The 21,739-nt window shown below is 62.7% G+C and carries 40 protein-coding genes and 1 tRNA gene; 20 read left to right on the top strand and 21 right to left on the bottom strand.

Going from position 1 to position 21,739, the window contains the following annotated elements; all coding sequences use genetic code 11:
* The first annotated feature begins 41 nt into the window (after nt 1-41).
* Nucleotides 42-296 carry a hypothetical protein gene (locus tag BRAGE_RS0116395; RefSeq protein WP_027557931.1) on the top strand — a complete coding sequence of 85 codons (255 nt, stop codon included), beginning with the start codon at nt 42-44 and terminating at the stop codon, nt 294-296.
* Nucleotides 297-348: 52 nt separating this feature from the next.
* Here the strand turns inward: BRAGE_RS0116395 and BRAGE_RS0116390 are convergent, their stop codons facing one another.
* The 9 genes from BRAGE_RS0116390 to BRAGE_RS0116350 form a co-directional block, all read right to left on the bottom strand.
* Nucleotides 349-1,434 carry a 3-deoxy-7-phosphoheptulonate synthase gene (locus tag BRAGE_RS0116390; protein WP_027557932.1) on the bottom strand — a complete coding sequence of 362 codons (1,086 nt, stop codon included), beginning with the start codon at nt 1,432-1,434 and terminating at the stop codon, nt 349-351.
* 234 nt (nt 1,435-1,668) lie between these two features.
* Complete coding sequence (locus tag BRAGE_RS0116385) at nt 1,669-2,247, bottom strand: HdeD family acid-resistance protein (RefSeq protein WP_027557933.1); 579 nt, start codon at nt 2,245-2,247, stop codon at nt 1,669-1,671.
* Nucleotides 2,248-2,316: 69 nt separating this feature from the next.
* A complete protein-coding gene (locus BRAGE_RS0116380; RefSeq protein WP_027557934.1) occupies nt 2,317-3,357 on the bottom strand; it encodes a PrsW family glutamic-type intramembrane protease in 1,041 nt (346 codons plus the stop codon).
* Between the two features lie 231 nt (nt 3,358-3,588).
* Nucleotides 3,589-3,744: a hypothetical protein gene (locus tag BRAGE_RS54610; RefSeq protein WP_156950866.1), complete on the bottom strand. Its 156-nt coding sequence runs from the start codon at nt 3,742-3,744 to the stop codon at nt 3,589-3,591.
* Between the two features lie 89 nt (nt 3,745-3,833).
* Nucleotides 3,834-4,073: a hypothetical protein gene (locus BRAGE_RS0116370; protein ID WP_027557935.1), complete on the bottom strand. Its 240-nt coding sequence runs from the start codon at nt 4,071-4,073 to the stop codon at nt 3,834-3,836.
* A gap of 111 nt (nt 4,074-4,184) precedes the next feature.
* Nucleotides 4,185-4,811 carry a pilus assembly protein PilZ gene (locus BRAGE_RS0116365; protein WP_027557936.1) on the bottom strand — a complete coding sequence of 209 codons (627 nt, stop codon included), beginning with the start codon at nt 4,809-4,811 and terminating at the stop codon, nt 4,185-4,187.
* 152 nt (nt 4,812-4,963) lie between these two features.
* Nucleotides 4,964-5,626, bottom strand: coding sequence for a hypothetical protein (locus BRAGE_RS0116360; protein WP_027557937.1), 663 nt, complete (start codon nt 5,624-5,626; stop codon nt 4,964-4,966).
* A 141-nt stretch (nt 5,627-5,767) separates the two neighbouring features.
* Nucleotides 5,768-6,571 (bottom strand): FkbM family methyltransferase, encoded by an 804-nt coding sequence (locus BRAGE_RS51675; protein WP_063617162.1) that lies wholly within the window; start codon nt 6,569-6,571, stop codon nt 5,768-5,770.
* Between the two features lie 108 nt (nt 6,572-6,679).
* Nucleotides 6,680-6,754 (bottom strand) — tRNA-Glu (locus BRAGE_RS0116350).
* A 223-nt stretch (nt 6,755-6,977) separates the two neighbouring features.
* Between BRAGE_RS0116350 and BRAGE_RS0116345 the strand changes: the two genes are divergently transcribed.
* From BRAGE_RS0116345 to BRAGE_RS54605, 3 genes are read left to right on the top strand one after another with little or no spacing between them, the layout of a single operon-like run.
* Complete coding sequence (locus BRAGE_RS0116345) at nt 6,978-7,232, top strand: PilZ domain-containing protein (RefSeq protein ID WP_027557938.1); 255 nt, start codon at nt 6,978-6,980, stop codon at nt 7,230-7,232.
* 47 nt (nt 7,233-7,279) lie between these two features.
* Nucleotides 7,280-7,525 carry a hypothetical protein gene (locus tag BRAGE_RS0116340; RefSeq protein ID WP_027557939.1) on the top strand — a complete coding sequence of 82 codons (246 nt, stop codon included), beginning with the start codon at nt 7,280-7,282 and terminating at the stop codon, nt 7,523-7,525.
* A gap of 5 nt (nt 7,526-7,530) precedes the next feature.
* Nucleotides 7,531-7,698: a hypothetical protein gene (locus BRAGE_RS54605; protein ID WP_035729766.1), complete on the top strand. Its 168-nt coding sequence runs from the start codon at nt 7,531-7,533 to the stop codon at nt 7,696-7,698.
* A gap of 128 nt (nt 7,699-7,826) precedes the next feature.
* Here the strand turns inward: BRAGE_RS54605 and BRAGE_RS0116330 are convergent, their stop codons facing one another.
* The 4 genes from BRAGE_RS0116330 to BRAGE_RS0116310 form a co-directional block, all read right to left on the bottom strand.
* Entirely contained in the window at nt 7,827-8,465 is a 639-nt protein-coding gene (locus BRAGE_RS0116330; RefSeq protein ID WP_027557940.1) for a glutathione S-transferase family protein, read from the bottom strand.
* Between the two features lie 292 nt (nt 8,466-8,757).
* Nucleotides 8,758-9,210, bottom strand: coding sequence for a VOC family protein (locus BRAGE_RS0116320; protein ID WP_027557941.1), 453 nt, complete (start codon nt 9,208-9,210; stop codon nt 8,758-8,760).
* Between the two features lie 96 nt (nt 9,211-9,306).
* Nucleotides 9,307-9,537, bottom strand: a complete 231-nt coding sequence (locus BRAGE_RS0116315; protein WP_036055544.1) for a hypothetical protein — start codon at nt 9,535-9,537, stop codon at nt 9,307-9,309.
* Between the two features lie 163 nt (nt 9,538-9,700).
* Nucleotides 9,701-9,919, bottom strand: coding sequence for a hypothetical protein (locus BRAGE_RS0116310; protein ID WP_027557943.1), 219 nt, complete (start codon nt 9,917-9,919; stop codon nt 9,701-9,703).
* Between the two features lie 546 nt (nt 9,920-10,465).
* Here BRAGE_RS0116310 and BRAGE_RS54595 point away from each other — a divergent pair.
* Nucleotides 10,466-10,606 (top strand): hypothetical protein, encoded by a 141-nt coding sequence (locus BRAGE_RS54595; protein WP_156950864.1) that lies wholly within the window; start codon nt 10,466-10,468, stop codon nt 10,604-10,606.
* 216 nt (nt 10,607-10,822) lie between these two features.
* Here BRAGE_RS54595 and pyrF read toward each other — a convergent pair whose 3' ends face one another.
* A complete protein-coding gene (gene pyrF, locus BRAGE_RS48730) occupies nt 10,823-11,728 on the bottom strand; it encodes an orotidine-5'-phosphate decarboxylase (RefSeq protein WP_027557944.1) in 906 nt (301 codons plus the stop codon).
* Nucleotides 11,729-11,987: 259 nt separating this feature from the next.
* Here pyrF and BRAGE_RS0116295 point away from each other — a divergent pair, with 259 nt between their 5' ends.
* The gene (locus BRAGE_RS0116295; RefSeq protein WP_141263133.1) at nt 11,988-12,485 is read left to right on the top strand and encodes a hypothetical protein; all 498 of its coding nucleotides are present in this window, start codon (nt 11,988-11,990) and stop codon (nt 12,483-12,485) included.
* Between the two features lie 87 nt (nt 12,486-12,572).
* Here BRAGE_RS0116295 and BRAGE_RS0116290 read toward each other — a convergent pair whose 3' ends face one another.
* Nucleotides 12,573-13,040: a cupin domain-containing protein gene (locus tag BRAGE_RS0116290; RefSeq protein WP_028146298.1), complete on the bottom strand. Its 468-nt coding sequence runs from the start codon at nt 13,038-13,040 to the stop codon at nt 12,573-12,575.
* A gap of 193 nt (nt 13,041-13,233) precedes the next feature.
* On the opposite strand from BRAGE_RS0116290, the gene BRAGE_RS0116285 reads away from it, so the two are divergent.
* Genes BRAGE_RS0116285 through BRAGE_RS0116265 form a run of 5 tightly spaced genes read left to right on the top strand, consistent with a single transcriptional unit; the run spans nt 13,234 to nt 14,621 of the window.
* Complete coding sequence (locus tag BRAGE_RS0116285; protein ID WP_027557947.1) at nt 13,234-13,434, top strand: hypothetical protein; 201 nt, start codon at nt 13,234-13,236, stop codon at nt 13,432-13,434.
* A complete protein-coding gene (locus BRAGE_RS0116280) occupies nt 13,434-13,703 on the top strand; it encodes a hypothetical protein (RefSeq protein ID WP_027557948.1) in 270 nt (89 codons plus the stop codon). The genes BRAGE_RS0116285 and BRAGE_RS0116280 overlap by 1 nt, the downstream gene beginning before the upstream one ends.
* A gap of 28 nt (nt 13,704-13,731) precedes the next feature.
* Nucleotides 13,732-13,995 (top strand): hypothetical protein, encoded by a 264-nt coding sequence (locus BRAGE_RS0116275; RefSeq protein ID WP_027557949.1) that lies wholly within the window; start codon nt 13,732-13,734, stop codon nt 13,993-13,995.
* An 11-nt stretch (nt 13,996-14,006) separates the two neighbouring features.
* Nucleotides 14,007-14,171, top strand: a complete 165-nt coding sequence (locus tag BRAGE_RS54590) for a hypothetical protein (RefSeq protein ID WP_156950863.1) — start codon at nt 14,007-14,009, stop codon at nt 14,169-14,171.
* A gap of 12 nt (nt 14,172-14,183) precedes the next feature.
* Nucleotides 14,184-14,621, top strand: coding sequence for a hypothetical protein (locus tag BRAGE_RS0116265; protein ID WP_027557950.1), 438 nt, complete (start codon nt 14,184-14,186; stop codon nt 14,619-14,621).
* A gap of 86 nt (nt 14,622-14,707) precedes the next feature.
* Here BRAGE_RS0116265 and BRAGE_RS55900 read toward each other — a convergent pair whose 3' ends face one another.
* Both BRAGE_RS55900 and BRAGE_RS0116255 read right to left on the bottom strand, forming a co-directional pair.
* On the bottom strand, nt 14,708-14,884 hold the full coding sequence (locus BRAGE_RS55900) for a hypothetical protein (protein WP_167336509.1): 177 nt from the start codon (nt 14,882-14,884) through the stop codon (nt 14,708-14,710).
* A 174-nt stretch (nt 14,885-15,058) separates the two neighbouring features.
* Nucleotides 15,059-15,331 (bottom strand): hypothetical protein, encoded by a 273-nt coding sequence (locus BRAGE_RS0116255; protein WP_027557951.1) that lies wholly within the window; start codon nt 15,329-15,331, stop codon nt 15,059-15,061.
* A 392-nt stretch (nt 15,332-15,723) separates the two neighbouring features.
* Between BRAGE_RS0116255 and BRAGE_RS0116250 the strand changes: the two genes are divergently transcribed.
* Nucleotides 15,724-16,059, top strand: coding sequence for a GYD domain-containing protein (locus BRAGE_RS0116250; protein ID WP_027557952.1), 336 nt, complete (start codon nt 15,724-15,726; stop codon nt 16,057-16,059).
* A 68-nt stretch (nt 16,060-16,127) separates the two neighbouring features.
* Here the strand turns inward: BRAGE_RS0116250 and BRAGE_RS0116245 are convergent, their stop codons facing one another.
* On the bottom strand, nt 16,128-16,430 hold the full coding sequence (locus BRAGE_RS0116245) for a hypothetical protein (RefSeq protein WP_027557953.1): 303 nt from the start codon (nt 16,428-16,430) through the stop codon (nt 16,128-16,130).
* A gap of 190 nt (nt 16,431-16,620) precedes the next feature.
* On the opposite strand from BRAGE_RS0116245, the gene BRAGE_RS0116240 reads away from it, so the two are divergent.
* The 6 genes from BRAGE_RS0116240 (at nt 16,621) to BRAGE_RS0116210 (ending at nt 19,379) form a co-directional block, all read left to right on the top strand.
* Nucleotides 16,621-16,914, top strand: a complete 294-nt coding sequence (locus BRAGE_RS0116240; protein ID WP_027557954.1) for a hypothetical protein — start codon at nt 16,621-16,623, stop codon at nt 16,912-16,914.
* Nucleotides 16,915-17,206: 292 nt separating this feature from the next.
* Nucleotides 17,207-17,503: an HU family DNA-binding protein gene (locus BRAGE_RS0116235; protein ID WP_027557955.1), complete on the top strand. Its 297-nt coding sequence runs from the start codon at nt 17,207-17,209 to the stop codon at nt 17,501-17,503.
* Between the two features lie 329 nt (nt 17,504-17,832).
* Nucleotides 17,833-17,970, top strand: coding sequence for a hypothetical protein (locus tag BRAGE_RS55895; protein WP_167336508.1), 138 nt, complete (start codon nt 17,833-17,835; stop codon nt 17,968-17,970).
* Nucleotides 17,971-18,317: 347 nt separating this feature from the next.
* Complete coding sequence (locus BRAGE_RS55890) at nt 18,318-18,455, top strand: hypothetical protein (protein WP_167336507.1); 138 nt, start codon at nt 18,318-18,320, stop codon at nt 18,453-18,455.
* Nucleotides 18,456-18,664: 209 nt separating this feature from the next.
* A complete protein-coding gene (locus BRAGE_RS0116215) occupies nt 18,665-19,030 on the top strand; it encodes a hypothetical protein (protein WP_027557956.1) in 366 nt (121 codons plus the stop codon).
* A 151-nt stretch (nt 19,031-19,181) separates the two neighbouring features.
* Nucleotides 19,182-19,379 carry a hypothetical protein gene (locus BRAGE_RS0116210; protein ID WP_027557957.1) on the top strand — a complete coding sequence of 66 codons (198 nt, stop codon included), beginning with the start codon at nt 19,182-19,184 and terminating at the stop codon, nt 19,377-19,379.
* Here BRAGE_RS0116210 and BRAGE_RS57580 read toward each other — a convergent pair.
* Complete coding sequence (locus tag BRAGE_RS57580) at nt 19,376-19,501, bottom strand: hypothetical protein (RefSeq protein ID WP_035729763.1); 126 nt, start codon at nt 19,499-19,501, stop codon at nt 19,376-19,378. The genes BRAGE_RS0116210 and BRAGE_RS57580 overlap by 4 nt on opposite strands.
* 69 nt (nt 19,502-19,570) lie before the next feature.
* Nucleotides 19,571-19,801 (bottom strand): hypothetical protein, encoded by a 231-nt coding sequence (locus BRAGE_RS0116200; RefSeq protein ID WP_027557958.1) that lies wholly within the window; start codon nt 19,799-19,801, stop codon nt 19,571-19,573.
* A 283-nt stretch (nt 19,802-20,084) separates the two neighbouring features.
* Between BRAGE_RS0116200 and BRAGE_RS0116195 the strand changes: the two genes are divergently transcribed.
* Nucleotides 20,085-20,375, top strand: coding sequence for a hypothetical protein (locus BRAGE_RS0116195; RefSeq protein ID WP_027557959.1), 291 nt, complete (start codon nt 20,085-20,087; stop codon nt 20,373-20,375).
* 67 nt (nt 20,376-20,442) lie between these two features.
* Here BRAGE_RS0116195 and BRAGE_RS55885 read toward each other — a convergent pair whose 3' ends face one another.
* Complete coding sequence (locus BRAGE_RS55885) at nt 20,443-20,607, bottom strand: hypothetical protein (protein ID WP_018457755.1); 165 nt, start codon at nt 20,605-20,607, stop codon at nt 20,443-20,445.
* A 257-nt stretch (nt 20,608-20,864) separates the two neighbouring features.
* Between BRAGE_RS55885 and BRAGE_RS0116185 the strand changes: the two genes are divergently transcribed.
* Nucleotides 20,865-21,626, top strand: coding sequence for an SIR2 family NAD-dependent protein deacylase (locus BRAGE_RS0116185; protein WP_027557960.1), 762 nt, complete (start codon nt 20,865-20,867; stop codon nt 21,624-21,626).
* Nucleotides 21,627-21,739 lie beyond the last annotated feature (113 nt).

The following is a 21,739-nucleotide window of genomic DNA, read 5'->3' as shown; positions in this document are numbered from 1 at the left end:
TGAGATGCGAGCCGCGCGGGACTTTAGGATTGGAGGCGGAAATGAGAAAGATCGTCGTGGCAATGTCGCTCCTGGTGGCGTTCGGCAGCGCAGGCTTTGCGCAGACCGGGAGCAAGGGTACCGGGACGTCGGGACAATCGGCAGGATCCGGCGTACTGCCCGCGCCGGTCGGTCACAGGCAGCCGCGCGCGAGCGACGTGCCGAGCGAGAAGAATCTGAGCGATCCGAACAATCCCGTGAACAAGGAAGACGCAGCGCTCGACAAGAAGATCAAGAGCATCTGCCGCGGCTGCTGAGCCGTTGCAGGCGGGGCGCGACAGCTCGCCCCGCCCGCATTTGCTTTGGCCCTTACGCCGTCCGTTCGTGCAGGCCCGCGCGCTGGGTGTTGCGGCGGATCTCGACCGCGTCGGCGAGCTGCTCGAGCACGGTTGCCGTGGTCTCCCAGTCGATGCAGCCATCGGTGATGCTCTGGCCGTAGGTGAGCGGCTTGCCCGGCACCACGTCCTGACGGCCGGCGACGAGATTGCTCTCGATCATCACGCCCATGATACGGTTTTCGCCGCGGGAAATCTGGCCGGCAATGTCGGCCATCACCAGCGGCTGGTTCTCCGGCTTCTTGCTCGAATTGGCGTGGCTCGCATCCACCATTACCAGCGGCGCGACGCCGGATTTCGCCAGTTCGTTGCAGGCGGCCGCGACGCTTGCGGCGTCATAGTTCGGCTTAGCTCCGCCGCGCAGGATGATGTGGCAGTCCTCGTTGCCTGCGGTCGAGGCGATCGCCGAGCGGCCGAGCTTCGTCACCGCCATGAAATGATGCGGATGCGAGGCCGACTTCACGGCGTCCGCCGCGATGCGCACATTGCCGTCGGTGCCGTTCTTGAAGCCGACCGGGCAGGACAGCCCCGAGGCCAGCTCGCGGTGGATCTGGCTCTCGGTGGTGCGTGCGCCGATCGCGGCCCAGGACACGAGGTCCGCGATGTATTGCGGCGTCGTCATGTCGAGGAATTCGGCGCCGGCGGGCAGGCCGAGATTGTTGACCGCCGACAGCACGTTGCGCGCCAGCCGCAGGCCCTTGTTGATGTCGAAGCTGCCGTCGAGGTCAGGGTCGTTGATCAGGCCCTTCCAGCCGACGGTGGTGCGCGGCTTCTCGAAATAGACCCGCATCACGATCTCGAGCTGGTCGGCGAGATCCTCGCGCAAGGCTGCAAGCCGCTCGGCATATTCGAGCGCGGCCTTGGGATCGTGGACGGAGCAGGGGCCGACCACGACCAGCAGGCGGTCGTCCTGGCCGGTGAGGATGGCATGGATGGCGTTGCGCGCCGCCATCACCACACGCGTTGCGGTGAGCGTGCGCGGGACTTCCCGCATCACCTCTTCCGGCGTGCTCAGCTCTTTCAGTTCGCGGATACGAAGATCGTCAGTCGTGCTCAGCACGGCAGGCTCCTGTCTGTTCTAGAACCTGCCGGCCAATAAAAAAGCCGCCAGGTCTGGCGGCTTGTTCGGACGTTTGCTTCAATATTCAGATTGAGCGCGATCCTCCTGCCGCCAGCGAGCTGTCGTAGCTAAAGTACCAAAAATAGCTGGTGGCGACGGTGATCATGGATCGGCATATAGCGCGCCACCGGCGGGTTGTCACCCCCCAAAACGGCGCTGGCGCAACGAGGCGTCTCAGGTGTTGCTCTTGCGTGCCGCCAGCGCCATGCCGATCAGGGTGGCGCCGCCGAACAGCAAATTGATACCGACAAGGATGCCGATGGCCCATTCCGCCGAGCTCGGCAGTCCCGTGATCACCATGAACGAGATCGCGATGTCGACGAGGCCGGAGATCAGCAGCCACGACCAGCGGCCGCCGGGTTCGCGGCGGTGCTCCAACGCGTACATGATGGTGGCGACGCCTTCGGCGAGGAAATAGGCGCCGAGCACGATGGTCAGCGTCAGCACCGCCTGCATCGGGCGCGCCAAGAGCAGCATGCCGGCGAGCACGGCGAGTGCGGCCGAGATCAGCGACCACCAGAAGCCCGGCGAGCTGCGCGCCCAATAGGTCACGATCAGCCCGCCGATGCCGCTGACCAGGAACATCCAGCCGAGGACAATCGCGATCGCAAGGCTCGCGAGCGGCGGGACGATCAGCGCGGCGATGCCGAGGACGGCGAGCAAGATGCCTTCGAACAGGAAGGCCTTCCAATGCGCCTTCACCGTCCGGCTCATGGCGGATTGCAGCCGTGAAAGGTCTTCGGGCGATGTCATCGGCAGGCTCCAGACTGAAAGCTGTGCGCACAATCTAGGATGCGCACACCATGCTTGCCATCCCGCGGCTTACCCGCCGCCGTGCGCTGACGAAAAGCCCTCGCCGCTGGTGCGGATGCGGTTGCGGCCGAGAATGTAGATCGCCGTTGTGACAACCAGAAGCGCAAGGCCGAGCAGGATCGAGACGAAGCCGATCGGGATCAGCGCCAGCGTCAGATTGCGCTCGGGATTGATCAGCCAGTGGTGGATCGAGGTCAGCACGAAGGCGAGGCCAAGGAAGCCCACGCCGCCGCCGGCGAGCAGCAGCGCCCACATCCGCCGCAACTGGCTGAGCCGCTCCCGCGCGATGTCGGTTCGGGGCGCGTGATGGCGTGCAACACGGCGGACGAGGCGGATGGCAAAGGCGATCGAGCTGAAGCCGATCAGAAGGCTCGCGCCGCCCAGCCACATCCGCAAGGTGGGATCAAGGTCGGGCATGCGCTGGAGCGTGAGCAGCGGAAAGTCGAAAGCCGAATGCAGCGCCAGGGGCCCGGCGAAGATCAAGAGGCGGCTGGAGAGGCGGGCCCAGTCGCGATGATGGCGGTTCGCGCCCAGCGCCGTGCCGGCGCGGGCGATGGTGAGATAGGCGCCGGCGATGATGCCGAGCGCGCCGTGGAACGGCACGGTCAGGACACTGCGCAAGGCTGCGAGCGAGCGCCACATCTCGGCGTGCTGCACGAGGTAAGCGAGGTTCTCGTAGGCGGCGAAGCCGAGACCGACCGCGGCACCATAGACCACCGTGTCCATCGGATTGGCAAAGGTCCGCCGCTTGGTCGAGGATACCAGCACGATGGCGATGACCTTGACGGCCTCCTCGGGCAACGCCACGCCGAACACCGAATGCATGGCCAGCGCCGCCCAGGGATTGTCGGGCGCCGCGACCATCTTGGCGAAGGGCGCGCGGGCAACGCCGAGCAGCGAAATGCTGGCCGCGCCAAGCAGGAACGCGGTCCAGACCTGGGCCGGCGGTCCCGGCCGCTCCTCGGCGGCAATGACGAGCCATAGCATCAGCAGCGCCGGGGCAATGGCGGCCGTTCCGATGACGGTGGGTAACGCTTCAATCAGGTACATCGGCGCCGAAAATAGGTTCCCTTGATCCGCTTAGCTATGTCCACCGATGCGACCATGTGTCATGCGTTTGCTGTCGCCTCGCTTAACGACAGCTGCAGCTTACGTTCATCCGTGTCTACGGCGAAGGTTTAGAATGCAAGCGTAATCAATTGCATGACAGAGCCTGTTCGTCATCTACGGCAAGAGGTTGGTCCTCTTTCGGAGGACGGGCGGCCCGGCAGGCCGGCCCATTCACGCTTCGTCGCGCTTGCGGGAGGGCGACGTAATCCGGCGGGCCCGCACCTGCTCCAGCTCCCAGAAGGCGCGCACGAGGCACGTGCCGAGGCAGGAGACGATGAGCAGCAGCAGGAAGGCCTGGTCGACGGCGGGGATCTGGATCATGACCATAATAAAGCAACGCCCGTGCCACGCGTTCCCGCTGCCGTCCGCGTGCGCTTGCAGATGCGCTAATCCGCGGCGACCGACGTTCCCCGCGCTCAATGCGTGGTGAACGGCGGCGCCTCGGGCGCTATGTCGAAGGCGCCGAGATGGAATTCCTCGCCAACCGCCTCGGGCGGCTCGGACGGTTGCGCGAGCAGCGTGAACGCGGCCTGCGGATATTGCTGCCAGATCGCGAGATCGCCGGCGGTGATGGTGAGCCAGCCGAAGGTGTACATGTAGCGGCCCGGCTCGGTGACCCGGCCGACCCTGTCCCAGGTGATCTTGTTGACTGCCATCCGGTCCCCCGATCGCAAGTCCGCAAATGTCGTCCGCCCAAGGCGCAGACCCCCAAAAAGCTGATCCCGCATTGGGGCCGCTCTAGGGCAGCCGTAGCCGTAAACCGGCGCTCAGGCCGATTGCTGCAAGGGCGAACGGACGATCAGCCGGACGAGGTCGTCCCGCTGCTGCTTCTCGGCGAACTTGACCGCAAAGCCGTGGTCGAATTTGCGGATCACGCGCCCGACGCAGGCGCCGACCGCCAGCGCGGTTCCGACCGGCGGGTCGTACTCGCAGGATATCGCAACGCCGGCCGTGGAGACGTCGATGATGAAGCAGGGGTGGATGCTGCCGTCGGCGAGCGTCAGGAAGGTGTGCGAGACCTGCGGGACGAAGCGCGCGTCATTCCGCAGCTCCTGAATGCTGGCGTCCTTCTGCTTCTTCTCCAGCCAGGTCAGCTTTTCCGACATCCAGGCGCGCCGCGCCCGCGGCATGTCGAGCTCCATCAGGAAGCCCGACTTCAGCGTCGCGCTGATGGTGCACTGGAATTCGCCGAAATCCTGGAAATAGGAGGTCACGCGCTCGCCGATCTTGCCGACGACCGGCACGTCCACGATCATGCGGAACGGCGAGACGCGCTTGGTGCGGCAGGCGAAGGTGCGCAGCTTGCCCTCGCAATCATACCAGCGCGACAGCGAATAGCTGCCGCTCACGGCAACTTCCACTGCACGCTGCCTGAGGAACTCTGCGACGGACATGAGCGATGATCGGGATTTGGGAGGGCTTCCGTAGATTCACGGTAGCAATCAGATTCTAAGCAAATGATACCGGCACTCGCGAGCAGGGGTAAATTTCCGGTAAATGCGCGGGGTCGCCGAGGCTGTGGGTGAATTCACAACCGCGTCATCGCTCAAAGCGATCCGAGCAGCACCAGCAGCGCGAGGACGGCGATGACGATCACGAATTTGATCGTTGCCCAGGTCAGGCTATCCGGCCAGCTTCCCCATCCGAAGCATTGCGAGGCGCGCCGCATCGCGGACGCTCCACAGGCTTCGACCGTCGCGAGCGCAAGGGCGATGCCGGCGATGAACGACCATGACTCGGATGGTGGCATCCACGGCACGAGCCATGCCGGAGCCGAGCCCTTCAGGACGGCAAGCAATGCGAACCAACCGAACCAGGATGCCGAGCCCTTGATGATGTCAGGGCCGATCGTGTCCGGCTCGAGCCGGATGCCGAGCTTTGCGAGTAGGCCCTCGATGCGCTCACCGTCGGTGAGGAACAGAAAGGCGCCGATATAGAGGGGAACGCGCGACATGAAGATGAGCGCGAGCAAGCCGGACAGGACGATATGGCCGAGGAGATCGTGAAGGAGGTCCTGACCGCTCTTGGCTGACCGTTCCGGCGCAGTGGCGGCCTGGCGCTGCGGAAACGATCTGGCGCGGGCCATGTGCTCCAGCATCCTGGCGCGCCGCTCCGGCGCGTATGGCCTCGCGCGGTGCATCCAGCGTGGTACCGACTTTGTCGGGGCGGGGCCGGACTGGTCTTCCGGCGTGGTTTTGGGGAACTCCATGACCTGCATCGTCTCGCGGTTCCGGCATTGGTCGTTCGCGAGCCGTAGGCAGGTTCATGCGGTACGGGCCGAAATCACATTAGGTTATTGTTTGAGCATGATCTCTTCGGAAAACCGCTTCGCACTTTTCCGGATCATGCTTTAGCCGGCAGGCCGCGCGCGAGGCATGGAGGAGGCCGGGCAGCCCGCAACTGCCGACGCCGCCGCGGAGGTCCTGATCCGCTCGTATAGCGGCAGCGGGATGGTGGATCCGATCGCGCTCTCGGGGAAGAACAGGAAGTCGCGGTGTCCGCCGAGGCCGAATTTCGGGTGGGGGACCTGCCAGCCCATGGTGTACGGACAATACTCGTTGCCCAGGAACATCGTGCCGAGATAGCCGAGCTCTTCGAAAAACGCGAACAGCTGGCCGGCGTCCGCCGACACGCTTTCGAACTGCACCACGGGGCGACAGCGCTCGATCAGCCGCCTTGCGCCGGTGAAGACGCTGAGCTCATGGCCTTCGACATCGCATTTGATGAAGCGCGGATTTGCCAGCGCGAGATCGTCGAGAATGGCGAGAGGGACCGCGACCGTCTCATTGCCTGATCTGTCGCGCGCCATGCACAAGGAGGCGCTGCCGTCGCCGACGCGCTGGCGCGTCAGCTGCGCGGTGCCGCAGCTATCGGACAAGGCGGCTTCGATGGTCTCGACATTGGCAAGGCCAAAGCACTGCTTGCGCCGCTGGATATAGCGGATCATCTCGGGCTGAGGCTCGAACGCCAAGACCTTGCCGGACGGACCGACCGCGCGCGCCAGCCAGAAGCTGTAGATGCCCTTGTTGGCGCCGATATCGATGACGGTCGCTCCCTTGAGGTCGAGGAGCATCAGGGTCTTCAGGGGAAGCTTCTCGGTGCGCCAGCGGTAGCGCAGGCATCGGACCAGGAAATGCACGTCTTCAAAATTCATTGCGCGCAACCTCTGAAAGCGAAGCGAGGCTACGCTTCGCGATCGTCGCGCTCAAAGTGCTATTTTGGGATGCGATGCAGCAATCGGATGTCCCGGGCGGTGGCCCGGTGGCGCTCCCTAGCGGAATCGAACCGCTCTCTCCACCGTGAAAGGGTGGCGTCCTAACCGATAGACGAAGGGAGCAAAGTGCCCCGCCGCTTTTCGCGGCACGGCCGCTGGCCGCCCGAGTCAGGCCCGGCGGCGTGCAGCGGGCGAACGTATAGTGGCCTTTGCGCCTCCGGGCAAGCCGTTCGGGAACGGGATCTCGGGGGCGGTGGATAGCGCGGTCCCGGGATCATTCGGGGCCGATTTCAACGGTTTCTTAGGGTTCCCTGAGATAGCGCTGGAATGGGAGATCTCAAAGCCGATGCCTCAGCCGAAGAAGCGCTCAGCCCGCAAGCTGCTGTCGCAGCATGCCTGGATCACGCTCGACGGCGGATTCGCCGCGCGGCACTGCCTGGTCCAGGACATCTCGGAGTCGGGCGCGAAGATCACGATGGACGACGATGCGAGCCAGCTTCCGGGCGTGATCCGGATGGCGTTCGCACGTGATGCGCGCACCGGGCGGAGCTGCCAGGTGGTCTGGCGCCGCGGCAAGTCGGCCGGCGTCCGGTTCCTCTGACCCCCGCCCGGATGGCGCGCGGCGCCGGTCCGGGCTAGAACGGCGCCATGCGCACGCCGCTCCTCGTCCTGATCTCGGCCCTAATCTCGTCCGCAGCCGCGGCGGAGGGCTTGCGCCTGCCGACCGCCGAGCCGCCGCAGGCTGGCAAGACCTTGCCTCTGAAGAGCAACGGCGGGACCGCGAAGGCGGGCTCGTGCGCCTCCTATGGCCGTGGCTTCCATATGGTCGAGGCGACCGGGACCTGCGTGAAGATCGGCGGCGCGGTCAGCGTCGAGACCACGGTCCGGCGGTAAGCGGCATGGTGCCGGATCTGCTGCGGCCCGAGATCATCTTCCCGTTCGTGATGTACTGCGCGCTCTTGTGGTGGGTCGGACGCGGCCTGAGCTGGCCGGCGAAGCTTGCCACCGCCGTGGTGACGCTGGCGCTGATCATCTGCGTGGTGCTGGTCGAGCGCGGCTGGCGCTAGACGCCAAACAAAACCGGCGAAAACAACCCCATGCACAGTAGCCGTCAAGCATCAGCGCGACGCCGTTCCGCGTGCGCGGCAATGCCGATTCAGCGCGGCCTCGGCAGGCTTTAAGCCGCGCCGCCGGGTCACGACATTGGCGGTGCGACGAATTGCGCAAATCCGCTGCGCTTGCCGAGCTCGGCGAGCCAGCGCGTCAGGTGCGGCTGGGCCGGGCGGGTGATGCCCTCGACGCCGAGCCAGCGCCGCGCATAGCAGCCGATCGCGATATCGGCGATGGTGAACTGGTCGCCCTCCATGAAGCGGCGCGTGGCGAGGTGGCGGTCGGCGATCACCCAGACCTCGGCGGCGGCATCGGCATCCCGCTGCACCTGGATCATGTCGCGCTCGGCGGGCGGCGTGCGCACGATACCCCAGAACACCGGGCGATCGACCGGCTGCACGGTCGACAGCGTCCAGTCGAGCCAGCGGTCGACGCTGGCGCGGCTCTTCGGTGCCTCGGGGTAGAGCGGCGTGCCGCGCCCATGCGCGAGACAGAGATAGCGCAGGATGGAGTTGGACTCCCACAGCACGAAGTCACCCTCGACCAGCGTCGGGATCCGCGCATTGGGATTCATCGCGAGATAGTCGGCCTCGCGGGTCTTGCCGAACGCCATGCCGGCGTCGATGCGCTCGAAGGGCAGGCCGAGCTCGGCGAGGCCCCACAGCACCTTCTGCACGTTGACCGAATTGGCGCGGCCCCAGATCGTCAATTGTTGGTCGGGCATCAGGCTTCCTCTCGCGGCGTGGTCGATTTGTGCGGGTGATAGCGGAATTTCGGATGGCGGAGGACGGCGATTGCGGCGCGCCCCTCATGCAAAAAGCTCCGCCATGGGCGGAGCTTTCGTCGGCAAATTCGCATCGCGCTCTAATGGCCGAAGAACAGCCACAACAGAATGATCACCGGGATCGGCACGCCCAGCAGCCACAGCAGGATTCCTCGTCCCATCGCGTTCTCCTCCGATTGCTTTGTCGGAGGGACAATCCCGGGGGCGAGGGCTTGTTCCTGGGCGAGGTGCGTTACCAATGGCCGGTGTTGGGCATCGAGGCCCAGGGTTCCTGCGGCGGCTTCGGCTCGCCCTTCTGCAAGAGCTCGATCGAGTGCAGGTCGGGCGAGCGGACGAAGGCCATGTTGCCGTCGCGCGGCGGACGGTTGATGGTGACGCCGGCCTTCTGCAGCTTCTCGCAGGTCGCGTAGATATCATCGACCTCATAGGCGAGATGGCCGAAGAAGCGGTCCTCGCCGTAAGTCTCCTCGTCCCAATTGTAGGTGAGCTCGACCAGCGGCGCGCCGCGCGTCTTGGGCTGGTTGTTCAGCGCGTCGAGATCGTCTGCCGAGCACAGGAACACCAGCGTGAAGCGGCCCTTGTCGTTCTCGATCCGCCGCACCTCCTTCAGCCCCAGCGCATCCTGGTAGAACTTCAGCGCGACATCGAGATTGCGCACGCGCAGCATGGTGTGGAGGTATCGCATGGTTGTTGCTCCCTGACGTTGGAGGGTTTTGCTTTGGGCCGGACCGGCGGGAGCATCAATTAGCAGCAAAATGCGACAAAGGGCAGGGGGCCGCTCTCAGGGCTTCGGCTTCCGCTCGGGCGCAACCGACGTCTCCCACGGCCGCCGCCCATCGCCGTTGCGGTCCCAGGCGCGTTTGGTCTGGTCGGCTTCCTCGTCGGCCTTGTCCTTTGCGCGCGCGGCCTTGATCTGGTCGCGAACGGACAGGTCGCTTTGCGGAGGAGCCGCGGTCTGCGCCGTGACGGCCGCCGACCAGACGACGAGTAGCATCGTGAGGGATATTTTCATCCCTGCCGTTAACACGTTCAGCCCACGCTGTCCGATTTAGTTTGGTGCGTTTGGTCGAGGCGCTAAAGCGCGATGAGATCAGGATGAATCGTCATCGCGCTTTAGCTTGTTGTTTGCGCATGATCTTTTCGGAAAACCGCTACGCACTTTTCCGGATCATGCTTTAGCGCCGTCGCTGCGGCTGCCCGTTCCAATAGGGTTGAGCCGAGGCAGCCGGCGGCACGCCTTGCCCGATCGGATTGCTGAACGGATTGTTGCTGGGCTGCGTCGCCACGGCGCAGCAGTGCCCGCCCTGCGCAGGGCGGGGGCGTCGTTGCTGCTGCTGGGCGAAGGCGGAGGTCGCGTACAGCAGGAGAGAGATCGCGAGGATTGATCGAAGCATGGGAGTGCCTTTCCGATCAGGGGAAACGCCCGCACGGGCGTGGGTGTTCCCGAGCGGGTGGTCAATATGGGGTTGCTTCTGTTTGCGATCGCGGGTGCACCCAATTGGCCTTGCGAGAAGCCCAGATTGTTGGCGAGCCGGTTCAGTGCACTGTCACCGTAATTCGAAAAATAAAAAGGCGCCGCACAAATCTTGTTCAAGGAAAGTGTGCAAGCGCCCCGGGCGGGGAGTCTCATATCATCAGCCTCCTTGGCAACCGTACATCATATGCATTCAGATTGCGGTTTGGGGCCTACCGGCCAAGGAAGCTCGTCGCCTCGAAACTGGAGGCCGTGATAAAAGCGCTGGGGTTTAAGCCGGGCGAAGCCAAGCGCAAGCCGGATCGAGCCTTGAAGTATCGCGCCCCGAATGGCGAGACCTGTAATTACGATGACAGTGCACTTAATTGATGCGGTGCACCTTGTTCGGAGCGAAACCGCGGAGCCTGCTCGGTGGAGATAACGACTAAATTGAGTGCGTTGTCACCGTAATTGCCGGAAGAGACGAATGGACAACTTGATGCAAGTCGCGGCTGCTGGAGCGCTCCTGGCCGTCTACTACATGTACGAATATTGGTACGTGACCTTGTTTGTCTTGGTGTTGGGATTAGGCGGCATGATCGCTAGCTTCGTGACGAGCGATCGATAGTTGAGTAACCCCTGGAATTACGGCGACAGTGCGCTGGATCATCCGTCGCCTGCGGCTTTACAATTCGCCGCGAGCAGATCGCGATAGAGCGCATTAATTCGTGGCCGCGACGACCACGCTGAGCGCGCAGGCGAAGGCGCCTGAATGCAGAACGTCTGAAACGGGTCTTGGCTGTGTGAAAACGCCAGGGCGCTTGACGGCTGGAACGGAAGAAGGTCACGCACTCGTTCGGGCAAGGTCGCTTCGTCGTGTAGATAGGAGCTTGAATGTTGCGGTTCTTTCCAACACGAGATTGCGATACGCGTCTGCATCAAGATCGCGATCTACGACGGCCGAAAGACCACGCGAAACCGGGAGGAGGAGATCGCCATCGAATCGTCCGCGCAAGGCGCCGATCGTGGCGGCATCCGCGCCCTGCGCGCCCAATCCCGGTGCAAGGATGATCGATTGTGGCATGAGCTGCCGCAACCGTTTGCCCTCATGAACAGCCGTCGCACCAATAACCGCGCCAATCGCGCTCAGGCGTTGCGCTCCCTGCTGCGGAGGCTCAATATTGGCAATCAAGTCTGCAACATGCTCGGAGACCAGCCTGTTGCCCGCCACCTTGTCTTGAAGCCAACCAGCGCCCGGATTTGATGTTCTGCAGAGAACAAACAGACCCTTACCGTAGCTCCGCGCGCAATCGACGAAAGGCTCCAGCGTATCCGGGCCCATGAATGGAGCGACGGTCAGGCAATCGACTTCAAAGTCGCCGCTGCCACCGGCTGAGGTCGGAGTAAGATAGGCCCGGGCGTAGGCCGTTGCGGTCGATCCGATGTCACCTCGCTTGGCATCGAGAATGACTGCCATCCCGTTGGCCTTTGCCTGCCCGATGCCGGCCGATAGTGCCGTCAGGCCCCTCAGTCCGCAGGCCTCAAAATATGCGGACTGAAATTTGACAAAGCCGACCTGCCCCTTGAGTAGCTCAAGCATGTATGTGACGTAGTCTCCGATCCACGAGCCGTCTCGCCTATGATCGAAAAAGGCAGGAAGCTCAGGCAGGTGTGGATCGATGCCCGCGACCAGCTCGCCGAACTCGGTGGCATTCTTCTCGACGAGGTCGATCCAAGAGATCGTGGTCATCGCTAGCTCTCCGGGCGTCATCTGTACAAAAAACGCTGCCTCTTCCGCACAGGGGCAATTAGACCGATTCGACGGGAAGTCGGCTGATTGATGTCCGCTTGTGCCCGGAAGCGTGGTACCGCCACGCGGCGCGAGTGTACGGGCGGTTTCTAGCAGGGGCGATCGGCGTGGTTGCCATGGACGAAGCCATTTCGTTGGGTGCGTTGCCTATTGGCCCTTCACTCGCCCTCTGGTAGCATCGTGACTTTTGGGGGGCAATATGGATCCAGAAGTCATAAATGCGGCGGTTAGGGCGTCAAACACGCACGATACCATTGAACAGAACTGCGGCCCCAACAAACTTATGGGCGTTACAATTTGGGAGGTCTGGGTAAGTGACAAGTTCGACCAGATGGCAACAAGGTTCGTAGAGGTGGACGACGCTGGAAACATCACACAAGTGATGCAGGTTTTCGAAAAGCTCGTTGATCGTTTCAATTCAGAGTTCGGGGAAATTCAGTTTCGTCGCGAGGCTGCTAAGAGAGATTACGAGTTGAAGCGAATAACGGTTATCGGCACAATCGCATGTGCGCTGAGCGGCTTTATCGCAACGCTCGGAATGTTTATCTATCTCACCGTTCACGGCGGCGAGAATTCGTTCTGGCCGTCAATAGTTATGGCGGCGAGTGTCCTCGTAACCTGTGGGACTTATTTGTTCGGGAAGTTTGTGATGGTGGATACTTCGGTTTTGGGTGCGTTGCCCGGGGCGAGAAGCTAGGTCAGCTCGCTATTCACGAACTCGATATTCCCGTCATCAACGAATACTTCTTGACGCGGCGTAACGGGCGCTTTGCTCGCCCTCCCTCTACTTCTCCTCCGCCCCAGTCGCGGTCGCCGGGCCTTCGCCCATGATCAGCAGCACGGCGTCCTCGTCCTTGGCGCCGTCCCAATGCACCTGCTTGCCGGTGTGGGTGACGAAGCTGCCTGATGGCATCGGCACGGTGCCGTGGTCGGGGTCGAATTTCGGACCTGAGCCGACCCACCAGGTGCCTTGCAGCACCACGATGTAGCGGTCGTTGGGATGGAAGTGCGGGCGGCTGAAGTGATTGCCCTTGGTCCATTTGTTGTAGACCATGTAGAAGCCCGCCTTGCTGGGGTCGCCGACCACCACCGCCGTCTGCGCGCCGCGGGCGTCGACCGGGCCCCAGGGGATCTTGTCCGGCAGTTTATAGGTGACGGCGGCGGGATTGAGCTCGGCGGCGGAGCCGATGCTCAGCGTGCCGGCGAGGGCGAGCGGCAGCAGCAGAAGGCGCAAGGCGCGGCGTGTCGTCATGGGGTCCCCCTTGATCGGCGTCGGTTGGATTGACGCCTTGTGGTTGCAGGGGATGCTAGCCTGTCCGGCCGTCAAGGCAAGCGCACAGCGCACATGCGTGATCGTCTGCAATCGCGTCCAGAGGTCTTGCTGATGTCTCGCCGACGATGGCGGGCCGGTTGAACCCCGCCGGAGGTGGTGGCGACCAAACGCCATGGCCGCGCTCGTTGCAGAACTCCTGTTTGATCTCGCCAGAAGCCTCATTGGTGACTGGCTGAGACAGGCCGTACTGGCTGTTGGTGCCTGGCTCGAGACGAAAATTCAGGGCCGCACGGCACGCGTCGTCGTGGGAGTCCTTCTCGGGATCGCCGCTTATTTCCTCATTCCTGTTGTCACCGGGCTATTGGGATTGTGATGCCCTCGGCGAAGACGAATCTCATCATCGCATTGGCGGTCGGGGCGCTGATCTCGGCGACGCTCCTTGCTCTCGAGCAGCCCACCGATTACGCGTTGCTGTCGCTGGAGTGGCCCGGCGTCTCCGCAGCCTATTTGTTCTGGGGAGCGGTCGGAGGCTCCGCCTCTGCAGGCATCGCCATTTCCTGGCTCGTGAATGCGCTCTGCTATGGTCTCGGTGCTTTCGCCATTCTGAGTGTTCTCAAGCTGCTGATCCCGGCAAAGGCGTAGCGGAGATTGAGGCCATGACGAGGGCGGCATGAAGCGCTGGCTTGAAAGGCTCGGCAGGATTGCGACGGTCGCGGGGATTTGCGGGACCGTCGCGTGGCTGGTGCTTTTGGCGAGCTCTCCTCAGCAGCCCGATGCCGCCCATCCCGAACGTTACGCGCACCGGCACTCGGTCCGGTATGTGAGCGCGGGGACGGACCTGGCGCTCCAAATCCTGCTCGGCTCGAACTTCATGCTGGCCCTGGTGGCGCTCGGTTGCCACTTGGCGACCAGCGACAGGCGCGGCGGGATGTAGCGGCGCTCAGAATGATCCAAAGCCTGATCAGCGCGATCCTGGAAATGCTCCTGTCTGCTGCAGTGAGCGCCGTCGTCAAATTCTTCGGTCTGGAAAACGCCGTCGAAATCGCAACCGCCATCATCGGCCTCGGCTTCATCGCGATCGGCTTCACCGCCTATTTGCTCGGTCACTGAAGAGGGAGCGCCGTGACGTCGATCATCCTGCACGCGATTGCGGCCATGCTGCTGGCGTGGCGCTTCGGGCCGGCGTCCAGCGTCGGCGCCATGACGACCGTCTTGGCGATCCTGGTCCTGATCGTGTGGGCCGTGGCGGCTCACGAGGCGAGGTCGGGCCCGCGCGGTGTGGTGAACTGGATCGTCAGCATCATCGCCTCGGTCATCGGGGGCCTGGCTGCGCTGATCTTCATCTCGTTTGCCATCGACCCGATGCTTCCCTACCTTCCGATCGAAGGCTCGATCGACTCGTCGGAGCATCCGGTGAAGTATGTCCTGGTCGCAGCCACTGCGATCCTTGTCGTGCTGGGATCATGGATCCCGCTGCGAGCGACGAGAAGGTTTGACAAAGAAAAACCGCCCCCGGGATTGCCATGGGCGGCTTTCGAAAGTCAGTCTAAAGCGCGATGAGATTTGGATGAACGTCATCGCGCTTTGGGTTGTTGTTTACGCATGATCTTTCCGGAAAACCGCTTCGCACTTTTCCGGATCATGCTTTAGTGACCGGTGCCGGGCTTCGTCGTCTTCGGCGGCTTTCCGTCCTCGACGCGGCCTTCATTCCTGAGGTCACGCCCCTCCTGCGCCTTCTTCTGGCTCTCGGGGGACTTGCCGTGCTCGTGCAGCTCTTCCTTGACGTAACCGGCCGCTTCCTTCGCTTTTCCTTCAACGCTCATCGCGATCTCCTCATCTATGAGGAGTCAATTCGCGCGAGAACTCAGCGTTCCCGCGAACAGTTCATTGCAGCAATGCGCTTGCGAGGAACTCGATCGGCGACAGGCCAATAGAATGGCCGCGCCACCTTGTGGGAAGCGGCGCGGCCGCGAAGCAAGCCGTACAGGGAACCCGGCTTACTTCATGTTGCTGCGAGTCTTCGTGCCGCCCTGATCGCTGCCGGGGCCAGAGCCGCCCTGGCCGGATGCGTCAGGCCGCACCATTCTGCCGCTGCGCATATCGTCGCGGCTCATGCCGGTCGTGCCGGTGCTGGTCGAACCGCGGTCCATCTTGTTCATGCCCGGCTTTTGCATGTTGTCGGATTGCGCAGCGGGGCCGGTCTGGGTCTGGGCAAGTGCGGAGCCGCACATCAGACCGAGCGCAGCAGCGGCGATCATCATCTTCTTCATCTCAAGCTCCTGGTTGGTTTGCATGGGCCAACGGGAGCGGGGAAGCCGCGTTCCTCAACGATACGTTCGACACGAAAGAAAATGCCGGTGAGTTTCTGAAACCATTTGAGTGCGCGTCTGCAGAACCGGCGTCTTGCGAACCTCGTCGTTGACATATGCGAAGGTGCGATGGTGCCGCGTTGCAACCGGCCGATGAGCGAAACCGGCTTTTACACGCCCGCACCCTGATGTAGCTTCCGCGTGAGCCGCCAACGCGGTGTGCCGAAACCGCGTCAGTACCTGACGGCGTTTGTGCCCACGGCGGGCAATGACTTCATCATTTTCAGACCCCACCGTCGTGACGATCAACTCGTCACGATGTGCATTCTCATAATTTCAGAAGGACGACAGCCATGCATTTCTGTCTTACGGGGCAATACACGCAACGCGCTCTCAATGCCATTCTGGAAAACCCGACGACCAATCGTCAGGAGGCGGCAGCCAAGCTGATCGAAGCGGCCGGCGGCAAGCTGGTCTCGATGTACAGCGTCGCCGCCGACGGTCCCGGCGTTCTCGTGATTTTCGATGTGCCTGATCCGAGTGCGGCACCGGCCATCTCCGGCCTGACCGTCACGGCGGGCACGCTGCAGAACGTCAAGCTGATGCGGCTGTTCACACAAGACGAGATCAAGCAGGTGCGGCAGAACGCCGCCAAGCTGCGCTCTTCCTACAAGCCGCCGGGCGGCTGATCTTTCGAGCTTACCGCTAGCAAATGCGAGACCGCCGTTCATTGCATCGAGCGGCGGCCTTGCGAAGGTTAGGCAGCAATCCGCTGCTCGGCGGGAGCGGTCAGCTGCTTCAGCACTTCGGCGTGCTCGAGGTCGGGGACCGCAATGGCCGTGTGGCTGTACATCGCGGTGGTCCGCGATGTCGCGATCCTGTCGAGGATCTCCTTGCCCTTGATGACGTGCAGGCCCATGCCCTCCCGGGTGGGGAAGATCGCCAGCACCACGTCATAGGCGGCGATGACCGCTCTGAGCGCTTCGGCCTTGTCTTCGGCGACGTCGACGAAAATGCGAACGTCAGCCGCGAGTTCACGCAGCTCGTGAAAATCCAGCACTTTGGGGGTACTCCAACGCAACGATACTGACGCGGAGCTTGGAGGCGTTAGGTTACTGAAGTCTGAACAATTTTATTCGAGTCACAGGTTTCACGATGAGGTGACGCGTCGCGGGGGCAGCGTGCGAATTGAATATCTCGCCCATACATCTTGGGCTATGCTTTCGACTGGCAAATAGCGGAGGGCGGCCGTGCGAAAAGTTGTCGTGGTTGCGTTCCTGGCGCTCGGTCTGACGCCGGCATTGGCGCAGGACGCTGCGAAAGCGCCTGATGATAAAAAGCCTGATCCAAAAACGGACAATTGCTTCTACACCGTCGGGACCCAGGCCATCCAGGTCCCGATCGGCGCGAGTGTGTGTCGGCGTCAGCCCGCACCTTACAACGACAAATATTCGCTGCTTCGATGTACCCCGCCGCTCGACGAGCTCGCGAGCGACGTCAAGCGAGGCGATGCACGCTGCGACCGCTACGACGAACGAGAGTAGTGGGCTCTGACGGCGCGATCTTCGCAGATGCGGCCTTTCAGGCAGGATCGTGCGCGGCCGTCATGGCGCGATGCGGCCGCTTTTGACGTGCTCGCGCATTTGACATCCTCCTGAAAGCCTAGATTTTGCCGCAAAGCGAGGCCTCATCCCGGGAGGCCCGGCTTGCGTTTTGGGCCTCGATGGGGTCTAAGCCGCGTCACTTCATGACCAACGGCATGAATCAGAAGCGCGCGCCGCGGGTTCGACCGCGTCCTCAGCAGAGTTGCTCGCGCGCAGATAAAGGAATTCAGACATGGCGAAGATGACGAAGACCCAATTGATTGATGCAATTGCGGAAGGCACGCAGATCTCGAAGAACGACGTGAAGTCGGTGATCGAGTTCATGGCGACGGTCGGCTACAAGGAGCTCAACGAGTCCGGCGAGTTCGTCATTCCCGGCTTCGTCAAGATGTCGGTCGTGAACAAGCCCGCCACCGAAGCGCGGATGGGCATCAATCCCTTCACCAAGGAGCCGATGCAGTTTGCCGCCAAGCCGGCCAGCAAGTCGGTGAAGGCCTCGCCGCTGAAGGTCGCCAAGGACGCGGTCTGATCCAGCCATCCTTCGCCTAACACCGCAGAAGAAAAACCCCGCGCTTTCGCACGGGGCCTTCTCGCCGACGGCGATGGGATTTCAGCGCCTGGCCGTCAGCCGTACCTCTAACTTAAGGTTGAAAACCCAAAGCGCAACAGCGCCGCGGTGACGGAATATCTTCGTCAGGCGGCGCTGCCGTATTTGACTGGGCGCTGAAATCCCCAGCTTTCATGGGTCTGCGTGACCGCCAAAAGGTTCAATGCGCCGTCCCCATAAATCGCGTGTCGGGGACTGGACTTTTTGTTCTCATTTTGTTCTAGATGAGTCATCTTCTTTGGAGGTGACTCATGACCGTGGAAAAACAGCGCGAAGTGATCAGGCTCTGGAACGAGCTGCGGAAGGTCGAGGGCCCCGCGGCAGAAGAGCTCCGCATCCAGATCCTGGAATGCTTTTCCGAGAAGGGCAAAGGCAAGCGGGCCGCGTGATCAGCCTCAGTGTAGATCGACATCCGTCAGGCGCGATCTCGTTTCGGTTACGTGCCTGACGGGCCCGTCGATGAGGCGCGATCGGCGATCGCGATGACGCGGTCGTCTTGTAAGTCCTGTCGAGAGATTGCTGTCGCCGACGACGTGACAGCGCGCGCTTTCACCGATCGTTAGCATTCGCTCCGCGCTGATTTTCTCGACTCCGATTCGTTCTTTGCGAACGAAATGGAGTCGGATGCAGAACATCTCGTGCCTGCCGGCGCGCGTGTCTCAGAACGAAGCAGCGTGATGCTTCGCACGGTCCTGTCCTCATGCCCCGCGTAGAAACATGCGCGAGGGAGAGCGAGATGGATGCGTGCTGGTTTGTCGAGATGTTCGTCGAGATCGCAAAGCTGTTTTGGTACGACCGGCATCCGCGGTTGCGCAAACGCATGCCGTCGGTGCCGCAGGTGCCGCCGCGATCAAGGCTCGAAGAGGCGAGGTGATCGCTCGGGTCGAGATTGTACGCTCGTTTGCCTACAAACGAATTGTTAAGACCTGCTCCGCGCCGATTTCTTCGATTCCGATTCGTTCTTCGAGAACGAAATGTAAGCGAAGCTGGAACAAAACCGGCCGCTGCATCGTGAGCCGCCTCCGCTTTCCGTCTCGACGCTCGCCATGTCCGGCGCTATCGTCTGATGCGTGGGCGCCGGCCATGAAGAACGGACTTTATTCCATCCACATCGACATGCTCGACGGCGTGAAGGGCCGCGACAGCGGCGTCCTGATCCTGCGTGACGGCGTGCTGCTGGGCGGCGGGCCTCACTTCTGGTCGCGTGGGTCGTACAGGGTGGGCGAGCGTGGTTCGAACAGCGGGACCTGGAAGGGCGAGCTCGCCACCAACCAGCATACGCCATACGCCGATGCCTTTGTGCGGCCGCTGTTCGGCGGGCAGGAGGCCACGAGCGGCTTCTCCGGAACGTATCGCGACGACGAGGCCGAGGTGTTCGGCACCGTGCTGGTCGCGGGCCATCGCAGCCTGAGCTTTCGCGCGACGCTGAAGCGTCTCGCCGACATCTGAGCCGCGCGCGCGAACTCCTAACGAAAGCTTGCGCCAAAGGGGCTAACCCTATTTGGTTAGGTTAAAAGCCCAATCGCGTTGCGCGCGCCGCTGCCTAGAGTAGGTATTCTTGCAAGGACAAGAACGACTTTGCCAAGAAGCAGCTTTTGACATGACGCCTTTTTCAAAACCGTCCTTTTATCAAGGCGACCGCCACACCTACCGGCGCGTCGCAATCGTCGGCTCGCTGTTTTGCCTCGCTTTCGTGGTGATCAGCTTCTCGCTGCGGCCGCAAGCCGAGGACACGCGCGTCGCGGTCAAGGCCGATCGCCTGGTGCGCACCGCCGGCCAGGCGCCGCACGCCAACTAGCGCTCGCCGCCGATGATGTGATCCTCGGCGGATTCGTCGGAGCACCCGACGCCCGTCGTCGCGAGCGCCACGAAGCCGGCATAGCCGGTCAGGTTGAGCAGGATTTCGAGCCATGCGGGCATGACTGGCCCCTTCTTCTCTTGAACCTAGCCCAACGTGCGCCGCTGGCGCATGTTCCCGGAATAGTTGCGTCAGAGCGGGGAGGAGGGGTCGAGCCGCCGGCCGAGGGTCGCGACGGACTCGCTCGAGGGCTGCTCCTTCAGGAACTCGGCGATGGCGCGCGCGAGCTCACCGTCGCTCATCGGCGTCGGCGGCGGGCGCAGCGTGCCGACGCCGAAGCTGCGGACGATCTCGTCGTAATGCTGATCGCCGGTTCTGGGAACGAGCCTGCGGATGCGAGCCAGCAAAGTCGATATCGGCAATCTCTCCTCCTTGATCGTCCGTCCCGCTGGCAGAAGCTTGCGTCTGCTGCCATTCGCTCCCATCAAACTGAAAACCCCGCCTGCACCGCGGAGGATGCAGACGGGGTTCTTCGTGCTGTCGCCTCAACCCGGATGGCGGAGGCTTCCGCACTTGCAGTTTCAATCCGCCCGCCGCGCTTTCGTTCCCGCGAAGCAGAGATTTTTTGCGGCCGCCGGTTCCGCCTCCGCGCGCAACCATCGCAGGCGCTCGTCGTTGTTGTCGCAGTACGCGAAGGAGGAGATCATGAAGAAGACACTGGCAGTTCTGGCCACCGTCGCGGCCGTCGGCGTGACGGCTATCGCGGCGCCTGCGCCGGCCGAGGCGCGCGGTCGCGGTATCGGACCGGGCCTCGCATTTGGCCTCGCCGCCGGCGCGATCACCGCGGGCGCGGTCGCCGCGTCCCATCCGTACGGCTATTATGGACCGGGCTACGGCTATTACGGCGGACCGGCCTATTATGATTACGGCCCTGGCCCGTATGCCTATTACGGTGGACCGTACTACCGGCACCACCACTACTACCGTCACTGGTAGCCTCTGACCAAACGAAAAGCCCGGAGCCATGCTCCGGGCTTTTTGCATGCGCGGTGATCAGGCGTGCTTACGGCCAGAGCGAGGGCCGTTCCGCCTTGCGGGCATTGTCGAGCGTCGAGACGAAATACTCCTCACGCTCGCGTTTGAATTTTTCCTGCGTGGCACGGAAGGCGGCGACACGGGCGGCGATCTCTTCACGTTCGCGGATTTTGCGTTGCTCGTCCTCGGTCATTGTCAAATCCCCTCTACACCTGAGTATGAGTGCACTGCTGGACTCAAGCACTGCCGCCGCATCATCCTGAGTCGCGTAAACACATGCATTGGCGCTTCTGATTGGGGCGTCAATGGGGAGGAGGCATTGCAGGATTGTGATATGCGAAGGGCGGAAGAAATTGCCGAGCGCATCGGGTTCGCGCTTCATAAGAGCGTCAGCGATCTTGTCGCTTGCGCCTGTTGCAACTAAGCCAAAACGGATTCGGGAGACCGCTCATGATTGCATCGGATCTTCGCAGCGGCGTCGAGCGACTCGGCGACATGATCGCCGAAGCCAAAACCATCGTGCCGTTCACCGGCGCCGGCATCTCGACCGAATGCGGCATTCCCGACTTCCGCTCGCCGGGCGGGCTCTGGACGCGTTACCGTCCGATCGAGTTCGGTGAGTTCGTCGCAAGCCAGTCAGCGCGCGACGAATCCTGGCGCCGCCGCTTCGCAATGGAGGAGGTGTTCGCGGCGGCAAAGCCCGGCCGCGGCCATCGCGCGCTCGCCTCGCTCTACCGCGCCGGCAAGATCCCCGGCGTGATCACCCAGAACATCGACAATCTGCACCAGGCCTCGGGCTTCGCGCCCGAGCACGTGATTGAACTTCACGGAAATACTACCTATGCGCGTTGCATCGGATGCGGGCAGGCCTATCCGCTCGACTGGGTGAAGCGCCGCTTCGACGGCGATGGCGCCGCACCCAATTGCACGGCGTGCGACGAGCCGGTGAAAACCGCCACGATTTCGTTCGGCCAGATGATGCCCGAGGACGAAATGCAGCGGGCAACCGAGCTGTCACAGGCCTGCGACCTCTTCATCGCGATCGGTTCCTCGCTCGTGGTGTGGCCTGCGGCGGGCTTTCCGATGATGGCGAAGAACGCCGGCGCGCGTCTGGTGATCATCAATCGCGAGCCGACCGAGCAGGACGACATCGCCGACCTCGTGATCCATCACGACATCGGCGAAACCCTCGGGCCCTTTGTCGCAAATTGAGGCATCAATTTGATTCGCGGCTGTGCAAGCTGTTCATAGGTTCCGGCGAATCTCTTTTTTATCTATGCCTCGCAACCGGGAGTGTTATCTTTTGAGTCGAAAGATTCGCGTCG

The sequence above is a fragment of the Bradyrhizobium genosp. SA-4 str. CB756 genome (assembly GCF_000473125.1).
GTDB classification, from domain to species: Bacteria; Pseudomonadota; Alphaproteobacteria; order Rhizobiales; family Xanthobacteraceae; genus Bradyrhizobium; species Bradyrhizobium arachidis.
The sequence above is the reverse complement of the archived record's forward strand: the minus strand, read 5'-3'. Positions and strand labels throughout refer to the sequence as shown.